The following is a 22364-nucleotide window of genomic DNA, read 5'->3' on the forward strand; positions in this document are numbered from 1 at the left end:
TTAATTTTCAGGCCTTCAGCTTTGCAAACTCTTCAGCCAGTTTCCATAATGCCTGATTTAATTTGATATCACCGTCAATACCGGTGACTTCCCGCGTTCTGGTCAGACTGCCTTTTTCCGTTCTGCCACGGATACCACCCCGGATCACATTTTCCTGCACCACATTAAAAGTGGTCCATAAATCCTGTCCCTGGTCGAGGACACGGCGCGGGTTAATAATCTGCTCTGGCGTTACCGGCGATTTTTTCCCGTCATACTTATACTCCAGAGCGGCGGCACCCAGGAGACGTTGTTCAGGTAAAGAGAGCTGGATGCTTTTCATCATGTCGATATTTTCATCAACAGCATCAAATGTTTTCAGCACTGTATAAGCGCCCTCGATAACCTGCCCGACAATATCCCCTTTGTGTGGTACGCGGATTTCACCAAAATCTTTCCAGGCTACCAGACCATTAGAGCAAACCTGACGAAACATGCCGGGGATCATTTTATAACTGCTGGAGCCATCATGGCTGTTAAGCAGAATAATTTCCGGGACTTCTTTACCGTTAATCTGGTCATGTCGGCGCAGGCGCAGCATATGTTTCGTAAACTCGCGTTTATCCTGGTCACGCGGACGTGACTGGGTTGCATAATACGGCTGGAATCCCTCATCACGTAAACGATCAAGAATATTAATGGTCGGAATATAGGTATAACGCTCTGAGCGAGAATCATGCTTATCAGCAGAAAACGCGCTCGGGACAATGCGCTGTAATTCATCATTCGTCAGCGGGCGGTCTTTACGGATTGACGACGGCATACGATAGCGGCTTGCGAAACTGACCATAATTATTGACTCCTGATTAATTAGTAAGTGATGAAGAAATAACACGGTGAAAATTGTCCAGCGGCATTGCAGCTGCTACCGGGCGACCTTCGATAACCCAGACAGAGATATAATCCGGGCAGTCGTTATTAATTAACGTCAGCTCAGTGGCATTCGCTGGCGGTGTAAAAATTGCCGGTTGTGGCTCTCCTTCCGTTGCGGCAAGGACCCAGCAAAACAGATCCGTGAACTGGGCAACGGTGAGGTTTGAATCACATCTTCCGGTAGATTCTTGAGCGGCGGTTTTGACGTTGACGTTTCGTGTGTGCATCCTGGTTTTCTCCTGTGGTGATGGTTGTCCATCTCCCTGGTGAGTTCTCTCGCGGCAAAGGGCAAAGGGAGCAACGGCGAAGGGAGGAAGGAAAGGGGCGCTGACGAAAGTTTTTGCGGCCTTTCGCAAAAAGTTTTGGCGGCGTTTATTTCACCCCTTGTATGACGACCCGGCGGTGCTACAAGCAGCCCTCCGCGTGAGGACACACGGGGGATGGCCTCACCGGATGAACAGGATACACACACCCGACACGTCGGAACGGCGTGGCGACATTAAAGCGACGGCTCCGCCGGCGCGGTGAAGGCGTTCCGGACGGTACGGCCGGAGAAGCCGTAGCCCCTGACCTCAGCCATCAGACCCTAGCGAAGCCCGAAACCCGAAGGGGTTCGGCGGAGACTGGCTGGTGCGAAGCAGCTGCCTGGCGGAGTGGGGCTCGACGACCGGACGGCGCAGCTGGCCGGGAGCCGAAGGGGGCCATCGCCCTGCCCCTCATTTTGGTGATGGCCATCCTGGTGACGCTGGCCGATATCGCTGTGATTTGGCCGGAAATCTGACCCGGGATGATTTGAGAACGGTCACTATTAATGCTAATGTACGCATCCATTAGCATTAATATGTGGTGCAAATAATGGCTGAAGAATCACAAACTGAGCAGTCGCGGGCCTATTTTTACCGCAACTTTACGTACACCCGCGATCATCTGGCCAGAGACTATCTGGCCGAACTGCACAATTATCACGATGATTCCTGGGAATACCCTCAACGAGCAGCCCGTCTCAGTGCGGCCGTGAAACGTTATAAAACTTACCGGATGCTCTGCTTCATCTTTGAGATTGCTGACAGCATTGATCTGGATTTAACGCCCCTTACCGTTAAACGCCTTTGCACCCGCCTTTTTGGCCGGTCAGGCAGTCAGGACATGATAGTGGCCATCTTTGGCCAGAAAGGCCGCCAGCACCGCAGCCGTGACAATACGCTCTCCACGCTGGATGAAATTACAGAGCGTTACCGGCTTGCTGCACATTCCTGCCAGGCATCAACCCTGAGTGATATTGAAAGCGTGAAAAGGGATTACCAGGCAGAGATCAGGAAGGGAAGAGAGCAGGCAGCGCCGTAGGCGCTGCCGCCCTGCCCCGTTCCCCGGAGGGGAACAGCCCTTCCCGGAAGTAAAGGCGTGCGGTCGCGCAGGGAAGGAAAAAGGGGCTACCGGCGAACCGGCAACCCCTTCATAAAGGCGCTTCAGGCATGTCCAGACTGCCTCCAGCCCCTGAATGGCGGGGGTTTCCCCCCGCCGGGGTTGGCTACTTAGCGGATTCGTAGGCCATAAAAGCCGCCACCTCCCTGTTCGTGTCCCTGTACCGGATTTCGCAGAGCGATTTTCGGGTCAGGTAAGTGAATATCAGTAGTGTGAGACACACTATCAATACACACCAGATCAGGGTACTCCGTGGCAGTTTCATAGCCTTCTTCTCCTTGCCTTGCGGCTGCTAAGAGGCTATTCTGTTGGTGTCTAGTCAAGCAGATCGCCTCGTGTGTTGGTTAATGAAAATTAACTTTCTACGGGGCTTTCTTCTTTCTGCCACACAACTCGGTAACAAACCACCTTCACGTCATGAGGCAAAAAGCCTCAAGCGCCATCGCCATTATATCCCGTTGTCAATCATCTGCCCAGGATTAACAGTCTGAAAACTGTATAAATTCACATCCTTTTTCGTTCAGCCGTTAACCACTTTGTGGTGCAGTTTGTTTGGAACCTGCCAGCGCTCGGCATCCCGGATATGTTCCGGTGTCTCCCGGACGATAAACGGGATTTCATACATCACCGCATACAGCGGTTCACCGCTCAGGCGCAGCCAGTTCATTTCTTTCAGCGACGCGAACCGCGTCTGCCAGCGCCAGAATGCGCCCGCCAGCTCCCCCGCGTCGAACTCGTCGCTCCACCGGGTATACCAGGTGCAGACGGTTTCCGGGGACTGAAAGTTGAGGTCGGTTTCAGCCTGCGCGAGCAGGTTCTGGCGCAACTTCCAGCGCTGGTCGAATTCACGGGATTCGCGGCGTATCTGTCGGGTGGTCTGGATACCCGCCCTGTGCAGTCTTCTGCCCGTGCGGGTGTGCATGACTTCGGGGAACAGTTCGGCCTGTACGTCCAGCGTGAGCGGCAGCGGGCAGGCTTCTCCTCCCGTGGCAATCATCGTGTCCAGCGCTTCCTCGACCTGTTTCAGGTTCGAATGGCGGTTCTTTGGCACCCAGTTCAGACCCGGGATCTGACGTGCGACAGTGGCATTCAGGCGACCGCTGCCCGTGAGCACCCGCAGAAAGGTGCGCACATACGGCATGGCGGGCAGTCGGGAGCCGCGTTCGCGGGCGGACTCCACCTGGCTGATAGCCTGAATCGCGGCCTGACGGGCAGGTTTCAGGGAGACAAGGGCATGGGATGACGGGATCATGCTGTCACCTCCCCGCTCATCAGGTTTGCCACGGTACTCGCCGTGCAGTTAAACCGGCGCATCCCTGCCATCTGGTCGATCAGCTGGCTGACCCGCTCAGGCTGGAGCGTCTCATTCTGGTACAGGGTGCGCACTATGGAGCCACCCGAAGAAAGCAGAACCAGAAGCCAGTACGGCGACACTTCACCAGGACTGCACACGCACAGGTGCCAGTCATCACTGTTATCCGCGCTGAAACGGCACCGTACCGGGAAAAAGCCGCCAAATTCACTGCGGTACTCGGCGCAGACGCGCCAGTCCTGCGGGACAGTCAGCAGGCCGGTCACGGTATCGCTGAGGGCGCGGCGCGCTTCCTCGCCCTGCTGGCGGATAAACTCCAGATCGGAGGCAGTCAGGGTGTTGATTCGGGTCAGATCGTAATTCATGGTCATGCGTGTTCCCGCCGCCCGAAGGCGGCGGCCTCCGGTTTTATGCAGCGTGGTCAGTGGTGGTGTCGGTATGGGTATCCGTTGCTTCGTCGGTCTGAACCGCTGGCGCAGGACGCACCATCCAGTCTGGCAGCCAGCCCTGAGCATTCAGATCCTGTTCAGCGGCCTTTGCCGCATCGCGGCGCTTGAGCTTCACAACCTCCCCCGCACGGGCACTCAGTCCGGCTGCTTCATATGCCTTGCCAATCTGGGTAATCGTGAGTTTACCGAAGTAGCTCTCAGCATCAGGCTGCCACCATTTGCGCAAATCAAAGTCCAGCGCCGCTTCCAGCCCGTCCAGTGAACTGATAGCCGTGTGGTTGTAAAGACGCTCCTGTAGCCCGTCGATACCGTGCGCCGCACAGAATCCCAGCAGGGTGTTCACCTGCTCTGCTGACCATGACAGCAGCCAGGTGAAATCGAGGTGCCAGTTTTCAGGCAGCGTTGCCTGAAACGCCTTTTTCTGCGCATTCAGCGCCGTCAGCGCTTTCCCTTCCTCACCGGAAGGAGCCAGTGATGCAAGGTGATACTGATTCGAGGACACAGAGGCTTTCAGCGGTTCGCTGCGTTTACCGTAGCTGCGGTCAAACATACTGAGGCACAGTGTCCACGTCAGGAGCGCCACCGACACATCGGGGCGATCCGCCAGTTCGGCCTGAACGGCGAGCGTGCGCTCGGCGGACATGGCCTTTACCAGCGTAGCCGGATAGGCGTCAGCGGGAATTTCAGGTGTGGTGTGTCTGATAACGTTATTCTCACGCTCCTGACGAACCTGTTCTTCTGCTGCCCTGTTTTCGTCGGTCAGTCTGCGGATACCTGGCTGAACCTGAAAACTGTCACCGTCCCATGACACCCAGACACCGTGCGCGGCGCGAAATTCCGGCGTGGCTTCGCGGTAAGTCGCCTCGGTGTAGATATCATCTATATCCTGCTGACACTCATATTCATCATCGTGGGTTTCAGTGGCTTCCATTTTCTCTTCCAGCTCACTGACGCGCTTCTCTTCTTCTTTCGTCAGCACAGCATTCGGCATGGCAAAGCGGTACTGCTCCCTGTCCTCGCCGCTGCCGCGCAGCTCCGTCATACGGAATTCAGACCAGCCCCAGCCCTGCTCCTGCTGAAGGCGGGCGGCAAGCACGGTGAGTTTTCCTGCCAGCAGGGATTTCACCATCGCGGCATCGGCAAAGGTGCTGTCCTTATCGCTGAACAGATCGGCTGTCAGCGTACCGCCAGCGGCGGTATAGGTTTCCTCGCCCACATACGCAAACATCGGGTGGCTGATGGCCATCTTGTCGTCAGTCACCATTTTGCGCAGGGTCTGTACAGAAGGATCACGCCACTTTTCCACGGCCTCTTTCCAGACCTGTTCCTGACGTTCATGGGTGTCCGCCAGCGTCAGCACTTCACACTGTTCAAGGGAGATGTTATCCCGCGCCAGCGCGTCCAGCAGGGAGGGCGCAAGGTTCGCCAGTTTCAGGCAGCGCTGGACGTGGCGTGGGTGGTAGCCCATCAGTGCGCCAATCTGCGAGGCGGTTTTGCCTTCCTGCTCAAGGGTGCGAAAACCGATAATCTGCTCAGCAGGGTGCATGTTCTTACGTCTGCCGTTCTCAATCATCGAGGCTGCCACCGCCATCTCCACGGGCAGGACTTTCACCGGAACAAACGGGGTTTCTGCATCGAGCACACCGCGCAGCACCAGAATGCCCGTCCCCCTGCGACGACCTTCCCCGCCGACAATGCCGATCGTGCCGTCCGGCAGCTCTGCTCCAATCAGGTTTTGCAGGATACCCATTGCCTCAATGCTGTCTGCCATCTCTTCCACTTCCTGATCGGTATGCGGAATGATGCGCGTGTTTAAGTCAGTGCGTGACAGGCGGGAGTACGGGAAGATTTGCACGGGCGTGTCAGCGAGCATCTGGACAAGCTTCTGCTCGGTGGATTGCACGATTTTTTCCGCTGACTTTTTAGCGCGGTTGGATTTCGCGGGTGTCTTTGCCGTAGTATTGGTGGCGACCATGATTTTTACCTCTCAGTGATTGTTATGGTTCGCCGTGGCCGGAATGCACTCCGGTCACGGCACTCGGTTAACCGGTGATGCGTTTCGGGTGTGCAGCCAGTGCCGCAAATGACGGATAACCATCCAGCACCTGCATCATGACTTTCGCACTTTCCAGCATCGCGGTATCAGATACCGTGGCGCGGTTTTCACACACGGAAATCGTTGCCACGATCCCCGATTTCACATCTGAAAAACGCTCATACGTGCGGTTGCTGAACAGGACGCGCTTGCCCTCAGCCATAACCTGCCAGTTGTTGCAGTCATTAAAACGGGTGTCCACGTTGTCAAACTCGACCACATGGGTGTCGCTGGCCTGAATGCGCAGCAGCTTCACAATGTCATTACTCTGTCCTACTTTTTTGCCCGACTGGCCGGAATTAAGGTTCTGCATGGGTTTCTCCTTCTGTGGGTTAAGGCCGGATGTCCGGCCTCCGGTTACAGCTGCACGTCTTTCAGGTTACGTTTCAGATCAAACACAAAATCCGGTTCAAACGACCACGCGCGCCAGTTGAGCAGTCCGTGAGTGCGGATCTCCACCTGAATATCTCCGTAGCGGTTCACGTCTGACAGCGTGACAGTCACGCCCGCTTTCAGCGAGGTGGCCTGTGCCACGCATTCACGGGCGATCGCAACCGTGTTCTGCCCTTCCCCCATCTTCCTGGAAGATTCTTGAGCGGCGGTTTTGACGTTGACGTTTCGTGTGTGCATCCTGGTTTTCTCCTGTGGTGATGGTTGTCCATCTCCCTGGTGAGTTCTCTCGCGGCAAAGGGCAAAGGGAGCAACGGCGAAGGGAGGAAGGAAAGGGGCGCTGACGAAAGTTTTTGCGGCCTTTCGCAAAAAGTTTTGGCGGCGTTTATTTCACCCCTTGTATGACGACCCGGCGGTGCTACAAGCAGCCCTCCGCGTGAGGACACACGGGGGATGGCCTCACCGGATGAACAGGATACACACACCCGACACGTCGGAACGGCGTGGCGACATTAAAGCGACGGCTCCGCCGGCGCGGTGAAGGCGTTCCGGACGGTACGGCCGGAGAAGCCGTAGCCCCTGACCTCAGCCATCAGACCCTAGCGAAGCCCGAAACCCGAAGGGGTTCGGCGGAGACTGGCTGGTGCGAAGCAGCTGCCTGGCGGAGTGGGGCTCGACGACCGGACGGCGCAGCTGGCCGGGAGCCGAAGGGGGCCATCGCCCTGCCCGTTTTTATCGTTCTGGCCATCCTGGTGAAGCTGGCTGATATCGCTGTGATTTGACCGGAAATCTGGCCCGGTATGATTTGAGAACGGTCACTATTAATGCTAATGTACGCATCCATTAGCATTAATGAACGGTGCATGAAATGGCTGAAGAAACCCAGACAGAACAGTCAGGGGCCTATTTTTACCGCAATTTTACGTACACCCGCGAACACCTTGCCAGAGATTACCAGGCAGAAGTGCAGCTTTATTCTTATGATTCCCGGGAATACCCTCAGCGGGCAGCCCGTCTCTCCGCTCCACTCGCGCAGTGTTCATGTGTTGCTCTCTTTTGACTGCTGCGCCATATGCATTATCTCGCGTCGCAGCACATAAACATCTGAAATCATTGCCTCCTCGTTAGCGGGTGAACTATGGGGCTTGAGTAGGCATTATAATCAGCAGAATTGCAGTGCTTCGATACCATAAAAATAGTTTTTTTTTAAAAAAAACCGAGTACATTTAAAGGCTCACAGCCTAAGAAAAGAAGCAGATCGAATGAAACGTTTTTTATGTGTTGCCAGCGCATTTCTTTTTAGTTCGACGGTGTTTGCCTCGAACGAACTTGAGATAAATGGATTGCCCTTAACACTAGTATTGAATGATAACAATATTGCAAAGGTTTCTTCATGTTCTGATTTCATCTCATTACGCAAATCAGGTGAAACAGTAAAAAACATCCTTGATATTTCTGAACCAGATTATGACCAGGCAAAAGCTGCCCTAACTGATTGTTATATAAATGCCTATGCAATCCAAAACGGACTGGTTAAAAAAGACGCACCTGCACCATCGTTAAGTGACTTATTGAAGCATTTCCCAGCTTCTGAAAAATTGATTGTCAGTGATAATGAAAAAGAAGAGGTGCAAAAAAAATTCAATGGTAAAAGCATATGGGATACCTCACCGGACTTTATGATGAAAGGTGATGTTTTACAATCTCAGAGTGACGATACAGGATACAGGTTAATATCCTACAGTACATATTCAAATAGAGATGGAAAAGATTTTAATATTGTAACCATAGCTGCGTTTACGTTACACGGGACATACGGGATCAGAAATAGCTACATCATTAAATATAAAGAGGAAAAGATATGGGAAATACAAAAGGTTGATGAAAATAGCCCACTTTAATGATATGGCCACATCCCTGTGGCCATTAGCTTTATTAAACTAATTACTTATCAGAAAGAAGCTGGTCATGCGTATCTTTATTACGCGGATTTCGACTGTCATCTAAACCAGTTCTGTGGGACTCAACCGCAGCAGTAGGCCAATCACCACGGTTTACAGCAGCGTTGAAATTAGGGAAGTTTGATTTTAATTTTGGAATGCCAATGTTAAATCCCATGTCGACTAGAGCTACTTTTCTGTCATTAGAAAATGCATCATAACCTGTATAAAGACTACGTAGTCCAGTCTCTGTTATCTGGACATCTTTGATACACTCCGATATGACAGCATCATTTGTAAGATGGATATTTGGAATTGCAGAAGAATCCGTTGCATATTTATTAAATGCGGCTTTGATATCTCCAGCAGAGACAGCTTTATCAATATCTTCGGCATTCCCATGCCCCTGATTAATAGTAGCGGTCTTCTTAAATGGTAATGCAGCAGCCATCTCAGCAGTAGCTAATAAATGACCAACGCCGACGGTAATATTACCACCGGTATCCTTATACATTTTATTCTTAAAACCCTCATGTTTTTTAAGATTATTGACACACATACTCATCAGAACACCGTTGTATTCCTTTGTTGTGGGAATATCGATTTTCGCGCTATCGCCAATCCCATCGTGACCATTGCCAGCATTACCACCAGTTCCGCCGCTAGAATTGTCTCCATCGTAGCTATGAATTGTACCGTATGGGGTATCATGGTCGTTCCAGCCAGGACCCTGGTTTGAAGTTTCTATACTGCTCATAAAATTCCTCTTTGACGTTCATTAAAATCAACAATAAAACAACTGTATATACATACAGTCACACAACCTTACGCCCATCATAACCATGCAGTCAATAAGCTTTTTTAACTATTCCGCTTTTTTTTAGCAGGTACCAATAGCGGTCGAACTGGCGTAGTAGGACACACGGGGGATGGCTTCACCGGATGAACAGGATGCACACACCCGACACGTCGGAACGGCGTGGCGACATTAAAGCGACGGCCCCGCCGGCGCGGTGAAGGCGTTCCGGACGGCACGGCCGGAGAAGCCGCAGCTGTTGACCTCAGCCATCAGACCCTAGCGAAGCCCGAAACCCGAAGGGGTTCGGCGGAGACTGGCTGGTGCGAAGCAGCTGCCTGGCGGAGTGGGGCTCGACGACCGGACGGCGCTGCTGGCCGGGAGCCGAAGGGGGCCAGCTGCGGGATTCAGGTGTTTTGAGGGAATTTGCTGTTCGGGTTTCAGAGCCGGTGACTACGCCACGCCACGCCACGCCACGCCACGCCACGCCACGCAGGACAGTATCTGCTGCCCTCACAACTTTTTCAGGACCCTGCGTTGTGCATACCGGGGCGGAGTGAGGCAGCGCCGCAGGCGCTGTCCTTTCCGCCCGTCAGCCCGCAGGGATGACAGGGTTTTCGCGCGCGAGCAGGCGGCGCCTCAGCCCCGCCCGATCCCGTTACTGACCGTCTCCCTTCCCGCCCTGAAGGATGAAGTGACCGCACAGGTATACGGCACACTGGCGGGTTGCCGATTCGCAGATCTCTTCCAGCACTTTTGCCGTGGTGACGGGGCTGAGTCCTGCCTCGCGTCTTCGTTCGTTTATCAGTGTTTTGTACTGGCGCAGTATGGAACGGGTATCTGTTGAAAGCTGCATGGTGTTCTCCTCTTTCACTGGCAGCCGGAAGCATGTCTTCCGGCATCCTTTCAGGCCTCAAGCGCGGCGCACAGGCTTTGCATGATCTTAATTTCTTCTTTCAGGGTGACCTCTGAAGACACCCCTCCCTGCCCCGCGCTATCGGCGATGCGCTTCAGTTCACTGCCAGCCAGCTTCATCACCATTTCGAGAGAGGCCGCCGGAACAGTCACGGTGCGCTTTGCGCGGCGCTCGTCGAGCATGGTTTCAACGATTGCGTGTATCTGGCCAATGTCCACGCCACTTTCGAGACAGGAACTCAGCCGGCGCATGACTTCATCCAGATCCTCATTGTTCAGATCCCAGTCAACGCACATGCTGCGGATATCATTTCGGTTCCAGCTTGCGAAAACGTATTTCTCGCCATCAAGGTCGGAACACCGGAACATTTCAAGGGCGATTTCTCTTGCTGTACCAATCATCTCTTTCTCCTTAATTCGGGCGGCATCGCCGCCCGTGGTCAGTCAGTCAAGCGCACGCCAGATGGCTGCGCTGGCGGGATGGTTTTCTGCGAAAGCCATCAGCTGCTCATGACGGCGGCAGAAGTGGCGGCACAGCTCCTCATGGTCATGGTTGCTGTGAAACCAGCTGCGGTGATTCAGCACCAGTGCGGTGAGGATGATCCCCGCCACTTCCCCGCTGACAGTCTGCTCAAACCAGTTATCTGAATTGCAGAAGGTCAGGCTCTCCACGTCCGGCGCCATATAACCGCTGCCATCCGGCAGGCGGTAAAACTGCCAGAAGCCGCCCTGATAATCGGGGCAATAACGCTGTGCATAGGCGTACACGGACGCCTCAGCGGTCATATAGTCGCCGCCGAACATGTCGGGCAAAAAGGTCAGACGCTGCGCGCCCTCAAGACGAACGGCATCACAACAGGTCACGGTCTGGTTCATAGATCCTCCACGGTTAATATATTCTCGGTTCCGGCATCGCCGTGACGACACGACAGACCGGCGAAAAGCGGAGGATGCAAGGGCGACGCCGCAAGCCGCAGCGCAAAGCCTTCACGGGCTGAATGCACCGTGAAGGGTGCGAACGGGTGAGGACGGCGGCGACAGCGAACCCTTGTGGCCGATGCGGCCGGGCTACAGTGAAGTCACGGCTATGCCGTCGCCGCACGGAGTTTCAGGGGATTTTTACTGTCCCGACGCGGCCCGGCGGGCGGCGGCGGATAAAGGCGGAAGGCACTAACATCCTTGTATTGTCGGCTATACAAAATGAGTTGATTCTGTAAGTTAACAGCGATGTTAAGAGCAAAGCAGGACGGTGACATCTGGGAGCTAACATGCCAGTGAATAAAATAATTACTGCTTTGTCTTTTAATCAGTGAATGATCTGAGGGGTACGGGCGGCTTTGTGCCAGAAGCGGAACTCGCTTACATCATGCTATGTTAGTTTGCCGGGAACATGTCATCCATTCCTCGCTCAGAGCGAACCATCCTTGATCCTTAGTGTTTAATTTTTTACATCAGACCCCAGCCGACAGTTCCGAAATGCCGTTTCTGGTGAGCCGGCGAAGCTTACCGGCCTGCCGGTTACTGTAGTCGGGCTGACACCCCGGCAACGCCGGGGTGTTGAAGGGGCACTAGGTATTTATGTCTTGAATACACAGTCAATAATCACACCTTTAATCAATGTCATTTTGTTCAAAAGTTGATCACCCTACAGAAGTCAGCAGTTAAATGCTCTTTTTCAGAGATCGTCTGGGGATAAAAAAAATGTTGTTCTTCAGTTTAACTGAAGCTTGACTGACATTATTTTTTAAAATCTTTTATTTAATATTAATATCAACAAGTTAAATAAAAATTAGTCATTAATTAATTCCAGACCATGCAATAAATACTGTCTTCTTGAACAGTATCCTCTGACGTGATAGTTTCAAAATATTACTGTCATTTGGGAGGAATCTTATGGCGACTTCTGTATTGGCTAACTGGCACGGTCATGATTATCAGGCTCGGTATTTCTGGATTGAGGCTTCTCGGCTTAAAAATCCCCAACAAGATTTCGTCGTAGAAGTTTCCTATGAAGCCGATGGCCCTAAAGCCTTTGATGACGTGATTACGCGTTATAATCCCCCCCGCCGCAGCACCGGGCCCGATCGGATTCAGGCGGATTACTATCAAATTAAGTTTCACGTAACACAAGCCGCTAGCTTCGGATTCGAGGACCTGATTGACCCTGCATTCATTGGTGCTGAAACCTTCTCGATCCTTGAAAGGCTAAAACAGGCAAAAGGAACTGAGCCTGCCAACTCTGCTTTTCACCTTGTCACGACAGATCGAATTATCGATGAGGACCCGCTTGGTGAAATAATCAGTAATGTGGATGGCTCAATACGACTCGATAAGTTGTTTGATGGCACGACCGACAGGAGCCGTAAGGGAAAGGTTCGCAAGCTTTGGCGCCAACATCTTAAGCTTTCCACAGACCAGGAGCTGGAGCAGGTGCTTTCTGGTTTTCACATTCAGCAGTCACAGCCCACGCTTGAAGCGATGCGCGAAAAAGTTAATACCTGCTTCCAGATCATTGGCTTGATAACCTGCGAAACAAGTTCGGACTTCCGTTTCGATGGCGCTGCGCGAGCATTACGCAGTCAGGAACGTTATCGTTTTACCCGAGAGCAGTTCAAAGCCCTTTGCGTGGAAGAGAACTGGATCAGATCGGAAGCACCTGAAATCTTCAGAAATGTTGCGCTACGCTCTTTCAGCGATGGGCCACTGGACATCATGGATGCGCTTCCGGAACACACACTCTCCCTGCTTTCTCTCTTCGAAGGTCGATTTCCCTCCCCAGGCATTGAGTGGAATGATGTTATTAAGCCCCAAGTAGAAACCTTCCTCACAAGTATAAGGCAGACGGAGCGTAAAGTTCGGCTGTATCTAAATACCCACAGCTCCATTGCAATGCTTGCTGGCAAATGTCTTGGTCACAAGTCAGGCGTAGAAATCGAACTGGTCCAGAAAGGGAGAATGGGCGACTCTATCTGGTCTGAGAACGAATCGCAGGATGAACCTGATGCGGTTATCGAAACCGAGACTGTCGGAACCGGAAGCGATGTCGCTGTAGTACTCAGCATCGCGAGAAATGCGCTGCCAAAAGCGCGCGCATACATACTCGAAAATCAGCCTGACATAGGACGTATCATTCACGTAACCCCCGCAAACGGGCACGGGCAACGATCTGTGAAAAACGGTTCACATGCCGTAGCGCTTGCCGAACAGGTATCCGATGTAGTCACGAATGCAGATTTACCGGTTGAGGCAAGCCTGCATATTTTCAGCGCTGCGCCAAATGCCGTTAATTTTTATCTTGGCCAGCACACCGATTTTCTGGGGACATGCGTCTTTTACGAGTTTGACTTTCAACGCCAACGAGATGGCTCCTACCTTCCTTCATTTAAGGTTTAATCACCATGGAACTTCAACCTCAGTTCAACGAATTTTTAGCAAATATCAGGCCGACTGATACACAGAAGGAAGACTGGAAAAGTGGTGCAAGGACACTGCGCGAGCGCCTGAAAAATTTCGAACCGCTCAAGGGAATTGTCGTATCAACGTTCCTGCAGGGCAGCATTCGTCGTTCGACGGCAATCCGTCCGCTCGGTGATAAGCGCCCTGATGTTGATATTGTCGTAGTGACCAATCTTGACCATACCCGGATGTCTCCCACTGATGCAATGGACCTGTTCATCCCATTCCTCGACAAGTATTACCCGGGTAAATGGGAAACACAGGGGCGCTCTTTTGGAATTACCCTCTCCTATGTCGAACTGGACCTAGTGATCACCGCCATCCCAGAGTCAGGGGCAGAAAAAAGCCATCTTGAGCAGCTCTATAAGTCAGAGTCAGTTCTGACTGTTAACTCTCTGGAAGAGCAAACTGACTGGCGCCTGAATAAAAGCTGGTCCCCCAATACGGGATGGTTGTCTGAGAGCAATAGTGCGCAGGTAGAGGACGCCCCAGCTTCAGAATGGAAAGCGCACCCGTTAGTGCTACCTGACAGGGAAAAAAATGAGTGGGGCCGGACGCATCCTCTCGCGCAGATCAGATGGACCGCTGAGAAAAACCGCGTTTGCAACGGTCACTACATCAACCTTGTCAGGGCGGTCAAATGGTGGCGACAGCAGAACAGCGAAAACCTGCCGAAATACCCTAAAGGCTATCCGCTGGAACATCTGATTGGTAACGCTCTGGATAATGGAACCACCTCAATGGGCAAAGGTCTGGTTCAGATGTTGGACACTTTTTTGTGCCGTTGGGCAGACATTTACAGCCAGAAAGGTAAGCCTTGTTTGCCAGATCACGGCGTTGACGAACATGACGTGATGGCGCGCTTATCAACAGACGATTTCTGTTCATTTTATGAGGGTATTGCGGGTGCGGCGGAAATTGCCCGTAACGCGCTGGCGTCTCAGGATCCTCAGGAAAGTGCAGAACTCTGGCGCCAACTGTTCGGAGCCAAGTTTCCTTTACCCGGTCCTAATGGCGGCGATCGCAATGGTGGATTTACAGTGCCAAGTAAACCAGCAGAACCACAGAAAACCGGGCGCTTCGCTTGAGTACAGTCGTTCAGCAGGTGCCAAGAGAGCTGCGGGCAGCGTTCACCCTTATCAATAATGATCCCAGGATGCAGACGAACAATGCCTGGGCGCTCTCTGCTGACAATAGATGGTCGCTTAAATTCACCGCCGGGCTTTCCGTACCCTGCTCCAGGTTCATGCCAGACAACAGCGTCTGGCATCTGGTCCTCTGGCAGGAAGGGGCTCAGACTCGCATAGAGGTCTATCCCGATAAATCGGAAGGTATATCTGCAACGTTTCAGCACCAAAACTACAACTTTTCGGATGCGTCTATCCGCGGATGGACATCAGGAAATCCGTGCCTTGAGAATACGCCCGCCGCATTTGGTCGTAACTTATGGGGGCAGGAACCCGAAGCATTACTCGACAGAATCAGCTGGCGACTCAGCAGGTTGCTGCTCTGGATTGACGCCGCTGCACAGGGAAAACTGGCCACAACCGGGGATGCTGTTGAACTCCCCGCCTTCCCCGGTCAGTCACCCTTTACCGTGATCGGTTTTAGCGAACAGACTGATGATCTCCCTTTCTGGGAATCGAAAACAGGAGAATGGGGGTTTGCAAGCAGCACTGGATTGCCCGGTGCGCGCGGTACCCGCTTTTTGCGTGAGTTTTTTGATAACAAAGGAAAGCTAATCCGGACAACTAAATGGTCCCCTTTCATGCGCAAAAGCGCGAGAACAACGAACGCAGTGTGGTCTGTTTTGCCTACCCTCCCCGTTCTGCCTCCTTGGCAGGCACCCAGGACCTGGCAGGAGCTCAGCCATTGCTTCGCACAATGGGGGTTATCACTGCCGGACCTCTTTTCAGATATTGGGCGTTCTGTCAGAGCCCTGCGCAAGCAACGCGCGCCCGAATTACTCTTGCTGGGTTTTCCGCTGGAAAACAAAATTGGAGATGAACCAGCGCGCATTCACTGGCTGGCGCTGAGTCTGGCCGGTCTCAGTAATACAATGACAAAACGCCCCGGATTCCGCCCAACGGAACGGAATCGCAGAGCCTGGGATCGCGAACAGCCGCTTTCACGCGAGCCCATCAGGTGGGTGAGGACGCAGAACTGGGCGGCCGACCAGCTCAGAACACGTGGCGAAGCAGCCAACGACATTCGCAGCAAAAAGGTGCTGATAATCGGTGCAGGCTCACTGGGTAGCATGATTGCAGAAAACCTGATGCGCATGGGTGTTATCAGCCAGGGCATTCTGGACGCAGACCTCCTACAGACCGGAAATCTGAGCCGTCACGCCCTGACAATGACGTCAGTTGGCCATAACAAAGCGGCCGCGCTGGTTGAACATCTGAATCGTATTCTGCCTGACGCAAGTGCACGTTCATTCAGCTGCGCGTTTCCCCCTGAGAGTGAGGTCGCAAAACACTCACTGCGTCAGTACGACGTGATCATTGATTGTACCGGTGATGATGGTGTTCTTAAGTCATTGGCGGCATTTGACTGGCAAAGTGAAAAAATATTTATCAGCCTGGCTATGACATGGCGGGCTGAAGGTTTATTTGCGTTTGCTGCCAGTGAAACAACGTTTCCGGTGACGGATGCTTCCAGCCGCTTCGAAGCCTCGGCGTCACCTGAGATCGAGATGGATGAGGCGAGAATAGAAGGCATCGGGTGCTGGCATCCTGTATTTCCGGCCCGTGCCGATGACGTACAGCTATGGGCAGCCGTCGGTACAAAATTCATTTGCCGGGTGGTCAGTGCGCCAGGGAGAATTTATGAATATTTTAAGCAGATGCCTGATGGCACCGTCGAGAGAGAGCCGCATGAGCATTAAAGATGTGACTTTTTCGAGTGAGAGTACACTTTATACGGTCGTCATTAGCTCCTCAACCATTGAGCAGATGGTTTCCGAATGTCTTAAAGCTGGCGTAAATGAAACAGGTGGCATTCTGATTGGCTCATACAGCGAAGACAGTTCTACGGCAATGATCGTGGAAGCCACGACCCGTCCTGCGGATTCACTCGCTGGCCGGACGACATTTCAACGGGGCGTCAGAGGGCTGAGGTGCTTACTTCATGCCCGATGGAAAACGGGATTGTATTATGTTGGTGAGTGGCATTTTCATCCAGGAGGCTCACCCGAGCCAAGTGGTGATGACTTCAGGTCCATGACAAGCATTGCAGCGAACCCTGACTACCAGTGCTTGGAACCTGTAATGATTATACTTGGAGGGGATCCGGCAGGCTCATACAGTCTGAGCGCCAGTGTATTCCCAAGGGGAGACGCCCCCATCAGACTGCGATAGGTACTGATTTAATATCCGTCCCCTTTGTTTTCCATCAGGCCATGGTCTTCAGGCCAGAAACGCCACTTTTTGCGGCCCGGCGGAGCCGCGCTCTGCCGGTTCGCGCAGTCGACAGATACTCAGGCTGGCCAGTGAGCCGAGGCGTTCATTGTGTTCGGCGTCACTTAATCATCGGCCCCATGAACGATTTCCGTTGAGATGCTTGACACAAACCACACACGCTTATAAAACCGCTTTCCGGAACAAGAAGACGCGGGATTGCAGAGCAGCACCAATACGTCTCAGTGCATACTGTACTTCACGCAGTCCAAAAATATCTTCCAGCGGCTGATCTTTTCCGACCAGGCTACAGACCGTAAAGACCACACTGGATGCGGTTAATCTCTCAGGGTACTGCGCCTGAAGTGCCACAACGGCCATTGTTCGACGTTGTCTTTCAGTTCTTCCAGCTGCATACGCTGTCCTCCTGATTAATGTTCTTGCTCAGGATCGGTCCTTCGCCTTTTTATCGTCAAAAGCCAGGAGAACCCCGAGTCCGATAAGTGAGGCGTAGCAGACCTGCATCACAATAGTCACCGGAAGGGAGATGTTATCAACCAGAACCCCGGGAACGACGACGGCCACGCCAGCCAGTATCATCCCCCGCCCGATCTTCTTCACCCGGTCAGGCCACTGAGATTCAGGCACGTTCCGGGCACGCAGAAGGTTGTGAATGAACTGCACTGTTGTTCGTCTAATCACTGACATGTTTTAGTCTCCAAATGCCCGTCGCATGTTCTTCTTTATTCCGGCTGTTTCCGATCCGGGTGATGTGGTGACGGGCGAAGCCGCTTTTTCCGTCTCTCCCGCTTCGCTGATGCCCGCGCCGCCAGGTTCTGCGCGAACCATCTGCCGGACAATGGTCTGTAACTCACTGACCGTAGCCGGTGGCACCGGCAGGCTGGCCAGCAGACGCGGCAGCTCCGGCGCCGTGGTGTGAAGTGCCAGCCCGGTGATAATGAGGTTTCTCAGCAGATCGCCGCGCAGGCGTGACGATACCCCGGCCAGCAAGGCTTCAACCCGCTTACTGCTCCGGTCATCCTGAAGCGCGAGCGTGTAGCGCCTGCGTTCCCTCTCCCCAGGCATTTCCACGGACAGTTTCCGGGTATCAGGCTCGTCCGGTAACCCGGACAGGGATGACCAGGTTCCGGATACCATTGCCATCACGGCACAAAGCCGGACGGCGCTGAGCTGGCCGTCAAAGAACACCGGGATTAGCGCAGGTAAACGGGGATCAGCCTGATACACCACCGCACCTGCGGTGGCGACTGTCCGGATAAATTCACCGCGCAGTGGCTGCGAGATGGTGTTTATGGTCGCCATCGCCGCGATGTCGGTGCGATCATCACTGTGCAGATAGAAAGAATACAGGCCGTCCGGCACGTTTAGTCCTCTTTATTGTACAGGGCAATCTCTCTGGCCAGCGCCAGCTGGGGATCGCCAATAACCTCGATACGTTCAGGAGCCAGAGGCCAGGCCTGACGTATCGCCTCTTCGATCAGGGAAGCCCCTCCCCCGACCAGAAATACCCGGTTCACGTTCCTGAAGGCGGTCAGCTCGCTGGTCACGCGCGCACCCAGTGCGGCAATCGCTTCGGCTATTTTTCCCCGGACGTAATCAATCTTTTCGGCATCGTTGATGACCCGCTGTAAATACTCACCATCATCCCGGTTACGGATGACACTGTCAGCAATCAGGGCGCTGGTTTCACTGTCTGCTGCCCGCAGTGCACCTGCGGCTGCGCGTGTCACCAGTGAAACACCGACGGACGGGTTACCATGTACCGCACTGATATCATCAAACTGACCAACAATCACACCCGCATCGAGCGTGGTTCCGCCGAGATCGATAATCAGCGTGGTTTCACCGGCTCCGGACTGAAGCTGGGACAGTCTGGTAAACGCTGCCGGCAGTGATTCCGGCATGACCTTCACATCAGTCACGGTGAAGGCGCAGCCTTTGTTGAGTGTCAGTTCCCGCATGAGGTTCTCCCGTTTACGGCGGATATTCACCACATTGCGCTGACAGTCCTGATCGTAATACTCACTCAGGGGCAGCGTGACCGTCAGGCTTACCGGCTGCGGCTCCAGGCCACTGTTCAGCAGAGCATGGTGCACAGCCAGCAGGTTAAGATCGCCGTACTGATAGTCCACGTTCGTCGTCGGAATCGCATCCCGGCTTACACTGTCCCACGTGTATTTCAGTGGCCCCACCTGATAGTTGAACGTCGCCGCACTGAATTCCGCCACTTTCCAGCCGTGCCGGAATGAGTTTGCCGAGATCCGGGTCTTCAGTTCATCACCTTCAAACCATGCCAGCTTAACATTTGTTGAACCATCATCGCAGAAAATCTTCATCATTATGCACCATTAGTTACACTCAATTTGATGCTAATTATAAGAGCAAAATGATAAAACAAAAGCGTTATTTCTCAAATTGAGATACTCAAGATACTCAAAATGATAATATAAATCAATTTGAGCAACTTATGAGTATCACATAGTTCTTAATTCGGCCCTTCTGGATTATCTTTGCCTGGTTAAATATACTGTATACATATACAGTTTTTTTTTAGTCGGAAGGTAATATGAAGCTGCAGCTTTTTAGCCCCGGGACAGATACCCCGCCACAGACCCATCCGTTTTTCGCCGATCTGGCCAGCTGCGGGTTCCCGAGCCCTGCCGGCGATTACATTCTGTCAGATCTGGATCTGCATGAGTACTGTATACGCCATCCGAGCGCGACTTATTACCTCAGAGCCAGCGGAGACAGCATGGCTGACGGCAGCCTTTACAACGGCGATCTGCTGGTTGTGGACAGTGCGGAGAAACCCCGGCACGGCGATATCGTTGTGGCCAGCGTGCAGGGGGAATTTACGGTCAAACGGCTCCTGCTGACGCCACGACTGACACTGCAGCCCATGAACGCCACCTGGTCCCCCATCTATCCTGACACGGACGAACTGGACATCTTTGGCGTCGTCACGCACATCATCCACCGTCCCAGGGAGATGTACTGATGTTTGCCCTGGCCGATGTGAACAGCTTCTATGCCAGCTGTGAACGTGTTTTCCGCCCGGATTTAAAAGGGAAACCCATTGTCTGCCTTAGCAACAATGACGGCTGCGTGATCGCGAGAAGTGCCGAAGCGAAGCCCTGGATTAAAATGGGGACCCCGTGGTTCCAGATAAAGAACGAGATTTACCCGGAAAAAATATACGCATTTTCAAGTAATTATGAGCTTTACGCCTCAATGTCAGCGCGCGTGATGAGCTGCCTCGAGGAGCTGGCGCCGAGGGTGGAACAATATTCGATTGACGAGATGTTCCTCGATCTGAGCGGTGTGTCGCATTGCATGGACCTGGAAGACTTTGGCCGGCAGCTGCGCCAGCACGTGTATGACTGTACCCGCCTGACCATCGGCGTGGGGGCTGGACCTACGAAAACGTTGGCAAAATCAGCTCAGTGGGCCTCCAAAGAGTGGAAACAGTTCCGGGGCGTGCTGGCCCTGACGCGGGATAATCCTCAGCGAACCCGTAAACTGCTGTCACTTCAGCCGGTCGAAGAGATCCGGGGCGTGGGAAATCGCATTGCACGCAAGCTTAATGTACTGGGTATCAGGACCGCACTTGATCTGGCCCTGACGAACCCGGCCTTCATCCGGAAAAATTTCTCCGTGGTTCTCGAGCGAACGGTGCGCGAACTGAACGGGGAAAGCTGCATGTCGCTTGAGGAATCACCACCAACGAAACAACAGATTGTCTGTAGTCGCAGCTTTGGCGAGAAGATCACGGAGTACGATTCGCTCCGCCAGGCTGTCTGTCAGTACGCAGAACGGGCCGCTGAAAAACTGCGTCAGGAGCACCAGTATTGCCGGCACATTTCCGTTTTCGTCAAAACGTCTCCGTTCGCCGTTAAAGAGCCTTATTACGGCAATGTGGCCACGGAGAAACTGCTTACCCCCACTCAGGACACCCGGGACATTATTGCGGCCGCCACAACGGCTTTGGAGCGCATCTGGAAGGATGGCCACCGGTATGCCAAAGCCGGAGTGATGCTGAATGACTTTACAGGCTCAGGTGTTTCGCAGTTGCAGCTGTTCGACGAACGGCCACCACGTCCTCACAGCGCTGAGCTGATGAAGGTTCTTGATGGTATTAACCATTCCGGCCTGGGACATGTCTGGTTTGCCGGACGAGGAATTGCACCTTCCTGGCAAATGAAACGCAATATGCTGTCCCCTGCGTACACCACCTGCTGGAAAGATATCCCCATCGCGAGGATCAGTTAAATTTCGCCTTTCAGAGAGAGCCAGTAGTGCTCGCCGCAGCTGAACGACAGGGCGAAGCCCGCGAGTGAGCGAGGAAGCACCAGGGAGCAGAACGAACATAATCTACTGACGCGCCGTATGCAGGACCAAGACAAAACGCCCTCAATATGGATGATGATAACCGATTACTGAATAGAATGGGGCCATGGTCCCGGTTCCTTCCGGAGCGTGCAGCGAGTAATCCGGCCGGGCAACCGGGTGGCTCATGACACTGTGGTGCATAGTGGGACCGTGGTCCCAGTTCCTTTTGGAGTGTGACGTCAGCATTCCAGCCGGACAGCCGGGTGGCTCATGGCACTGTGGTGCATGGTGAGACCGTGGTCACAGTTCCTTTTGGAGTGTGACGTCAGCATTCCGGTCGGATAACCGGGTATGTCATGGCTCTCTGATGCAAGGTTGGACAGTGGTCCCAGTTCCTTTTGGAGTGTGGCGTCAGCATTCCGGTCGGATAACCGGGTATGTCATGGCTGTCTGGTGCAAGGTGGGACCGTGGTCCCAGTTCCTTTTGGAGTGTGGCGTCAGCATTCCGGTCGGATAACCGGGTATGTCATGGCTGTCTGGTGCAAGGTGGGACCGTGGTCCCAGTTCCTTTTGGAGTGTGGCGTCAGCAATACGGTCGGATAACCGGATATGTCATGGCTCTCTGATGCATGGTGGGACCGTGGTCTCAGTTCCTTTTGGAGTGTGGCGTCAGCAATACGGTCGGATAACCGGGTATGTCATGGCTGTCTGGTGCAAGGTGAGACCGTGGTCCCACTCAGTTCTCTGACTTATTAAACATCTGCGGAAGCCTACTGTAGATCGTTTTATTTCCATTACATTCGGGCGGAAAAGAGTAAAACAGATTTTCTGAACAATATTGGACGGACTATTTCGGGGGGATACTGCTTGGGATATCTATATCCCGAAGCAGCATGTAAGACAGGAAAGAAACCAGAAGTGAATTATGG

At 53.3% G+C, this 22364-nt stretch carries 23 protein-coding genes and 1 pseudogene; 8 read left to right on the top strand and 16 right to left on the bottom strand.

Annotated features, from left to right (window positions below):
* Positions 1-7: 7 nt before the first annotated feature.
* Positions 8-829 carry a DUF932 domain-containing protein gene (locus tag WM95_RS26295; protein WP_088545093.1) on the bottom strand — a complete coding sequence of 274 codons (822 nt, stop codon included), beginning with the start codon at positions 827-829 and terminating at the stop codon, positions 8-10.
* Between the two features lie 16 nt (positions 830-845).
* Positions 846-1139 (bottom strand): hypothetical protein, encoded by a 294-nt coding sequence (locus WM95_RS26300; RefSeq protein WP_088545122.1) that lies wholly within the window; start codon positions 1137-1139, stop codon positions 846-848.
* Between the two features lie 628 nt (positions 1140-1767).
* Here WM95_RS26300 and WM95_RS26310 point away from each other — a divergent pair.
* Entirely contained in the window at positions 1768-2256 is a 489-nt protein-coding gene (locus WM95_RS26310) for a cytoplasmic protein (protein ID WP_088545095.1), read from the top strand.
* A gap of 184 nt (positions 2257-2440) precedes the next feature.
* Here WM95_RS26310 and WM95_RS26315 read toward each other — a convergent pair whose 3' ends face one another.
* The 7 genes and pseudogenes from WM95_RS26315 to WM95_RS26345 form a co-directional block, all read right to left on the bottom strand.
* Positions 2441-2563 carry a type I toxin-antitoxin system Hok family toxin gene (locus WM95_RS26315; protein WP_224776414.1) on the bottom strand — a complete coding sequence of 41 codons (123 nt, stop codon included), beginning with the start codon at positions 2561-2563 and terminating at the stop codon, positions 2441-2443.
* Positions 2508-2657: pseudogene (locus WM95_RS27695) on the bottom strand (DUF5431 family protein); the annotation flags it as partial. The gene WM95_RS26315 and the pseudogene WM95_RS27695, both read right to left, overlap by 56 nt.
* 197 nt (positions 2658-2854) lie before the next feature.
* Positions 2855-3586, bottom strand: a complete 732-nt coding sequence (locus tag WM95_RS26325) for a plasmid SOS inhibition protein A (protein WP_088545096.1) — start codon at positions 3584-3586, stop codon at positions 2855-2857.
* Positions 3583-4017, bottom strand: a complete 435-nt coding sequence (psiB, locus tag WM95_RS26330) for a conjugation system SOS inhibitor PsiB (RefSeq protein ID WP_088545097.1) — start codon at positions 4015-4017, stop codon at positions 3583-3585. Before psiB ends, WM95_RS26325 begins: the two co-directional genes overlap by 4 nt.
* A gap of 37 nt (positions 4018-4054) precedes the next feature.
* Positions 4055-6070, bottom strand: coding sequence for a ParB/RepB/Spo0J family partition protein (locus WM95_RS26335; RefSeq protein WP_088545098.1), 2016 nt, complete (start codon positions 6068-6070; stop codon positions 4055-4057).
* Between the two features lie 67 nt (positions 6071-6137).
* On the bottom strand, positions 6138-6503 hold the full coding sequence (locus tag WM95_RS26340) for a hypothetical protein (RefSeq protein WP_088545099.1): 366 nt from the start codon (positions 6501-6503) through the stop codon (positions 6138-6140).
* A 44-nt stretch (positions 6504-6547) separates the two neighbouring features.
* Positions 6548-6820: a hypothetical protein gene (locus WM95_RS26345; protein WP_088545124.1), complete on the bottom strand. Its 273-nt coding sequence runs from the start codon at positions 6818-6820 to the stop codon at positions 6548-6550.
* A gap of 1022 nt (positions 6821-7842) precedes the next feature.
* Between WM95_RS26345 and WM95_RS26355 the strand changes: the two genes are divergently transcribed.
* A complete protein-coding gene (locus tag WM95_RS26355) occupies positions 7843-8481 on the top strand; it encodes a hypothetical protein (protein WP_088545101.1) in 639 nt (212 codons plus the stop codon).
* Positions 8482-8524: 43 nt separating this feature from the next.
* Here the strand turns inward: WM95_RS26355 and WM95_RS26360 are convergent, their stop codons facing one another.
* The 5 genes from WM95_RS26360 to WM95_RS26375 form a co-directional block, all read right to left on the bottom strand.
* A complete protein-coding gene (locus WM95_RS26360; RefSeq protein WP_088545102.1) occupies positions 8525-9277 on the bottom strand; it encodes a glycoside hydrolase family protein in 753 nt (250 codons plus the stop codon).
* A 304-nt stretch (positions 9278-9581) separates the two neighbouring features.
* On the bottom strand, positions 9582-9833 hold the full coding sequence (locus WM95_RS27330) for a hypothetical protein (RefSeq protein WP_127851273.1): 252 nt from the start codon (positions 9831-9833) through the stop codon (positions 9582-9584).
* A 141-nt stretch (positions 9834-9974) separates the two neighbouring features.
* The gene (locus WM95_RS26365) at positions 9975-10172 is read right to left on the bottom strand and encodes a hypothetical protein (protein ID WP_088545103.1); all 198 of its coding nucleotides are present in this window, start codon (positions 10170-10172) and stop codon (positions 9975-9977) included.
* Positions 10173-10222: 50 nt separating this feature from the next.
* Positions 10223-10633: a DUF1380 family protein gene (locus WM95_RS26370; RefSeq protein ID WP_088545104.1), complete on the bottom strand. Its 411-nt coding sequence runs from the start codon at positions 10631-10633 to the stop codon at positions 10223-10225.
* A 42-nt stretch (positions 10634-10675) separates the two neighbouring features.
* Positions 10676-11107, bottom strand: coding sequence for an antirestriction protein (locus WM95_RS26375; protein WP_088545105.1), 432 nt, complete (start codon positions 11105-11107; stop codon positions 10676-10678).
* A gap of 1017 nt (positions 11108-12124) precedes the next feature.
* Between WM95_RS26375 and cap4 the strand changes: the two genes are divergently transcribed.
* The 4 genes from cap4 (at position 12125) to WM95_RS27945 (ending at position 17046) form a co-directional block, all read left to right on the top strand.
* The gene (gene cap4 / locus WM95_RS26380) at positions 12125-13624 is read left to right on the top strand and encodes a CBASS system CD-NTase-associated protein Cap4 (RefSeq protein ID WP_088545106.1); all 1500 of its coding nucleotides are present in this window, start codon (positions 12125-12127) and stop codon (positions 13622-13624) included.
* A 5-nt stretch (positions 13625-13629) separates the two neighbouring features.
* Positions 13630-14775, top strand: coding sequence for an SMODS domain-containing nucleotidyltransferase (locus WM95_RS26385; protein ID WP_088545107.1), 1146 nt, complete (start codon positions 13630-13632; stop codon positions 14773-14775).
* Positions 14772-16574, top strand: coding sequence for a ThiF family adenylyltransferase (locus WM95_RS26390; protein WP_127851253.1), 1803 nt, complete (start codon positions 14772-14774; stop codon positions 16572-16574). Before WM95_RS26385 ends, WM95_RS26390 begins: the two co-directional genes overlap by 4 nt.
* A 67-nt stretch (positions 16575-16641) precedes the next feature.
* Positions 16642-17046 carry a Mov34/MPN/PAD-1 family protein gene (locus WM95_RS27945; RefSeq protein ID WP_409978119.1) on the top strand — a complete coding sequence of 135 codons (405 nt, stop codon included), beginning with the start codon at positions 16642-16644 and terminating at the stop codon, positions 17044-17046.
* 750 nt (positions 17047-17796) lie between these two features.
* Here the strand turns inward: WM95_RS27945 and WM95_RS26410 are convergent.
* Together WM95_RS26410 and parM are read right to left on the bottom strand one after the other, a co-directional pair.
* On the bottom strand, positions 17797-18468 hold the full coding sequence (locus tag WM95_RS26410) for a plasmid partitioning/stability family protein (RefSeq protein WP_088545112.1): 672 nt from the start codon (positions 18466-18468) through the stop codon (positions 17797-17799).
* 2 nt (positions 18469-18470) lie between these two features.
* Positions 18471-19442, bottom strand: coding sequence for a plasmid segregation protein ParM domain-containing protein (gene parM / locus WM95_RS26415; protein ID WP_088545113.1), 972 nt, complete (start codon positions 19440-19442; stop codon positions 18471-18473).
* Positions 19443-19672: 230 nt separating this feature from the next.
* Between parM and umuD the strand changes: the two genes are divergently transcribed.
* Positions 19673-20104, top strand: coding sequence for a translesion error-prone DNA polymerase V autoproteolytic subunit (gene umuD, locus WM95_RS26420; protein WP_088545114.1), 432 nt, complete (start codon positions 19673-19675; stop codon positions 20102-20104).
* Positions 20104-21375, top strand: coding sequence for a Y-family DNA polymerase (locus WM95_RS26425; RefSeq protein ID WP_088545115.1), 1272 nt, complete (start codon positions 20104-20106; stop codon positions 21373-21375). The genes umuD and WM95_RS26425 overlap by 1 nt, the downstream gene beginning before the upstream one ends.
* Positions 21376-22364 lie beyond the last annotated feature (989 nt).

Source organism: Enterobacter cloacae complex sp. ECNIH7 (genome assembly GCF_002208095.1).
GTDB classification, from domain to species: domain Bacteria; phylum Pseudomonadota; class Gammaproteobacteria; order Enterobacterales; family Enterobacteriaceae; genus Enterobacter; species Enterobacter cloacae_M.

Bases quoted from the DNA above. Each gene is read 5' to 3' on its own strand.
- WM95_RS26295 (WP_088545093.1), bottom strand. From the start codon at position 829: ATGGTCAGTTTCGCAAGCCGCTATCGTATGCCGTCGTCAATCCGTAAA.
- WM95_RS26300 (WP_088545122.1), bottom strand. From the start codon at position 1,139: ATGCACACACGAAACGTCAACGTCAAAACCGCCGCTCAAGAATCTACC.
- WM95_RS26310 (WP_088545095.1), top strand. From the start codon at position 1,768: ATGGCTGAAGAATCACAAACTGAGCAGTCGCGGGCCTATTTTTACCGC.
- WM95_RS26325 (WP_088545096.1), bottom strand. From the start codon at position 3,586: ATGATCCCGTCATCCCATGCCCTTGTCTCCCTGAAACCTGCCCGTCAG.
- psiB (WP_088545097.1), bottom strand. From the start codon at position 4,017: ATGACCATGAATTACGATCTGACCCGAATCAACACCCTGACTGCCTCC.
- WM95_RS26335 (WP_088545098.1), bottom strand. From the start codon at position 6,070: ATGGTCGCCACCAATACTACGGCAAAGACACCCGCGAAATCCAACCGC.
- WM95_RS26340 (WP_088545099.1), bottom strand. From the start codon at position 6,503: ATGCAGAACCTTAATTCCGGCCAGTCGGGCAAAAAAGTAGGACAGAGT.
- WM95_RS26345 (WP_088545124.1), bottom strand. From the start codon at position 6,820: ATGCACACACGAAACGTCAACGTCAAAACCGCCGCTCAAGAATCTTCC.
- WM95_RS26355 (WP_088545101.1), top strand. From the start codon at position 7,843: ATGAAACGTTTTTTATGTGTTGCCAGCGCATTTCTTTTTAGTTCGACG.
- WM95_RS26360 (WP_088545102.1), bottom strand. From the start codon at position 9,277: ATGAGCAGTATAGAAACTTCAAACCAGGGTCCTGGCTGGAACGACCAT.
- WM95_RS26365 (WP_088545103.1), bottom strand. From the start codon at position 10,172: ATGCAGCTTTCAACAGATACCCGTTCCATACTGCGCCAGTACAAAACA.
- WM95_RS26370 (WP_088545104.1), bottom strand. From the start codon at position 10,633: ATGATTGGTACAGCAAGAGAAATCGCCCTTGAAATGTTCCGGTGTTCC.
- WM95_RS26375 (WP_088545105.1), bottom strand. From the start codon at position 11,107: ATGAACCAGACCGTGACCTGTTGTGATGCCGTTCGTCTTGAGGGCGCG.
- cap4 (WP_088545106.1), top strand. From the start codon at position 12,125: ATGGCGACTTCTGTATTGGCTAACTGGCACGGTCATGATTATCAGGCT.
- WM95_RS26385 (WP_088545107.1), top strand. From the start codon at position 13,630: ATGGAACTTCAACCTCAGTTCAACGAATTTTTAGCAAATATCAGGCCG.
- WM95_RS27945 (WP_409978119.1), top strand. From the start codon at position 16,642: ATGGTTTCCGAATGTCTTAAAGCTGGCGTAAATGAAACAGGTGGCATT.
- parM (WP_088545113.1), bottom strand. From the start codon at position 19,442: ATGAAGATTTTCTGCGATGATGGTTCAACAAATGTTAAGCTGGCATGG.
- umuD (WP_088545114.1), top strand. From the start codon at position 19,673: ATGAAGCTGCAGCTTTTTAGCCCCGGGACAGATACCCCGCCACAGACC.
- WM95_RS26425 (WP_088545115.1), top strand. From the start codon at position 20,104: ATGTTTGCCCTGGCCGATGTGAACAGCTTCTATGCCAGCTGTGAACGT.